We start from the raw sequence: 2,621 nt of genomic DNA, 5'->3' as shown, positions 1-2,621 counted from the left end.
GGCCGGAACGTCACCACGAAAGTAAGTCAGCCCCCCGTCCCCCGCGATCCGGTGTCGGCCGAACCGCTGACCGCCGCCATGCCGGTCAGCGCGGTGAACGCGGCGGTCAGCGCGGCCAGCCCGGCCGCGACGTGCGGCACCGCGACCGGGTCGGCGGCGGCCAGCGCGGCCTGCCGCTCGGCCTCGGTCGTGCCGAGCAGCACGCCGGTGCCGATCCGTACCCTCGGCTCCTGCGGGTCGTCACCGAAGCGGTGGCCCCCGGGCACCGGGCGGCCGAGCGAGGCACCGAGCCGCTCCTCGGCCTGCCGCGCCGCGTTGGGTCCCGACGGCCCGGCGGTCGGGTAGAGCTGGAAGCCCGCCTGCGGCGGCCGGCAGGACGCCCCGGCCTCGGTGATCGCCCGGTGCGCGGCGGCCGCCGTCCGCGCGTGCACGCGGTTCGCGGCGGCGCCGCGCTCGACGACCTCGGGCGGCTCGCCCAGCACGTACGCGGTCGCGGCGGCGACGGACGCGGGCAGCACCGCGCGCAGCGCGGCCAGCACATCGGCGGCGCGCAGCCGCCAGGACGTGCCGTGCGCGGTGTCGGGGAAGCGGGCCAGCGCGGCCGGCACCCCGGCGGGGACCAGGGTCGCGCCGAGGTCGGTGAGCACCACCGTGTGCTCGGGCAGCATCTCGGCTGGGCTGAGCAGGAGCGTCTCGCGGTGGTACAGCGTGTCGGAGTACGTCTCGTCGGACACGATCAGCAGGCCCGCCTCCGCGGCGGCCTCGCACGTCTCGTGCAGCAGCTCGGGCGCGGTGACGGTGCCGGTCGGGTCGTCCGCGGCCGACAGCACCAGCAGCCGCGGGTCCCCACCCTGCGCCCGGGCCCGCCGTACCGTCTCCAGCAGCGCGACCGGGTCGGGTACGCCGCCGCCCTCCGCAGGCGTCGGCACGGTGTGCACGCGGCGGCCGAGCAGCCGCACCACCGGGTGCTGCCACGCCGCGGCCGGGCGGGCCAGCACCGGGTCGCCCTCACTTGCCGCCAGCACCGCGAGCAGCAGCTGCTCCGCGCCCGGCGCGGCCAGCACATGGGCCGCGCCACCGGGCAGCGCCCTCCTCGACCAGTACCCGTCCGCCGCCTCCAGCAGTTCGCGGTCACCCCCGGCCGGCTCCGTCCCGGCCGACGCGGCGGCCAACCGCGCCCCCCAATACCCGGGCACCGGCAACCCCGGATCGGGCCTCACCTCATACGCCCACGGCATCGCGCACCTCCAGGTGCGAAGACAGCCCACTAGGCCCACCTTCCCCCGTTTCCCCACCCTGCGCCCGTTGAGCCGTCCGTGGGTACGGTTCGCCGTGTACCGGGGCGCCCATTTTGTATCGGCGCGGGGACGTGGGAGCCGTTCTTACGGATGGGTGCTGCTGCGTAGAACGGTTCGCCCCGGTCGGCGAGCCCAATTCCGTATCGGCGCCGGTACGTGGGAGCCGTTCTTACGCGTTGGGCACCCGCTCAGCCCCTTTTTTGCCGCCCTCTCGCCTCCGGGCTCCCCCAGCGCTTCGCCTGGGAGGTGCCCCCACCTTTCGACACCGGCGCGCCCTTTGGCTCGATTGCTACACCGGCGAACCGTCCTTACGCGAGCGCACCCATGCGTAAGAACGGCTCCTCCGTCACGGCGCCCCTGTTCCCACGGCTCCCCGTGACGGTTCCGGCAGGTGCGTGAGCCGGGAGCCGGGGTAGCTGTGCGGCATGACGTATCCGTGGAAGGACTGGGACCGGGAGCTGTTCACGGCGGTGGCGGGTCGGCATTGGCCGGGTGCGGAGCCGGTGCTGCCCCGGTTGAGCCGGATCGCGAACCACGGGCGGCTGTGGTTCGGGCTCGCCGCGGGGATGGCGGCGGTGGGCGGCCCCGACGGCCGGAAGGCCGCACTGCGGGGAGTGGGGTCGCTGGCGCTGGCCTCGTTGGCGGTCAACACGCTGGGCAAGGGCGCGGTGCGCAGGGCGCGCCCGCTGCTGGACACGGTCCCGGTGATCAGGCGGTTGCAGCGGCAGCCGGTCACGACGTCGTTCCCGTCCGGCCACGCCGCCTCCGCCGCGGCGTTCGCCGCGGGTGTGGCCGTGCAGTCGGGCGCGTGGGGTGCGGCGGTGGCGCCGGTCGCGGCGGGCGTGGCGTTCTCCCGGGTCTACACCGGTGTGCACTATCCGAGCGACGTGGTGGTGGGTGCCGCGCTGGGTGTCGGCGCGGCACTGCCCGTACGGGCGCTGCTTCCGGTGCGGCGCCGCCCGGAGCCGGGGCCGTCGGCGCGGGCGCCCGGGCTGGCCGGCGGGCGCGGTCTGCACGTGGTGGCGAACACCGCGTCGGGCCCGCCGCCGCTGCTGAGCACGCCGGCGGACCGGATCGCCGCGGCCCTGCCGGAGGCGGTCGTCGCGGAGTGCACGGAGGACGACGACCTGGTCGAGTTGCTGGAGCGGGCCGCGAAGTCGGCGGTGCGGGACGGCGGCGCGCTGGGGGTGAGCGGCGGCGACGGCACCGTACGGGAGGCGGCCGCGGTGGCACTGCGGCACGGCCTGCCGCTCGCGGTCTTCCCCGGCGGCACCCACAACCACTTCGCCGCCGACCTGGGGTTGCTGTCGGTCGAGCTGACCG

Annotated in this window: 2 protein-coding genes; one reads left to right on the top strand and one right to left on the bottom strand. The window is 76.3% G+C overall.

Annotated features, from left to right (window positions below):
• Positions 1 to 26: 26 nt before the first annotated feature.
• The gene (locus AC13HU_RS35395; protein WP_483046101.1) at positions 27 to 1,238 is read right to left on the bottom strand and encodes an aminotransferase class I/II-fold pyridoxal phosphate-dependent enzyme; all 1,212 of its coding nucleotides are present in this window, start codon (positions 1,236 to 1,238) and stop codon (positions 27 to 29) included.
• Positions 1,239 to 1,723: 485 nt separating this feature from the next.
• Here AC13HU_RS35395 and AC13HU_RS35390 point away from each other — a divergent pair.
• The coding region (locus AC13HU_RS35390) for a bifunctional phosphatase PAP2/diacylglycerol kinase family protein (RefSeq protein ID WP_483046100.1) at positions 1,724 to 2,621 on the top strand (898 nt) is incomplete at its 3' end.

It is taken from the genome of Streptomyces sp. NH27 (assembly GCF_056859195.1).
Note: the sequence above shows the minus strand (reverse complement) of the source record. Positions and strands in the feature narration are given on the sequence as shown.

Bases quoted from the DNA above. Each gene is read 5' to 3' on its own strand.
- AC13HU_RS35395 (WP_483046101.1), bottom strand. From the start codon at position 1,238: ATGCCGTGGGCGTATGAGGTGAGGCCCGATCCGGGGTTGCCGGTGCCC.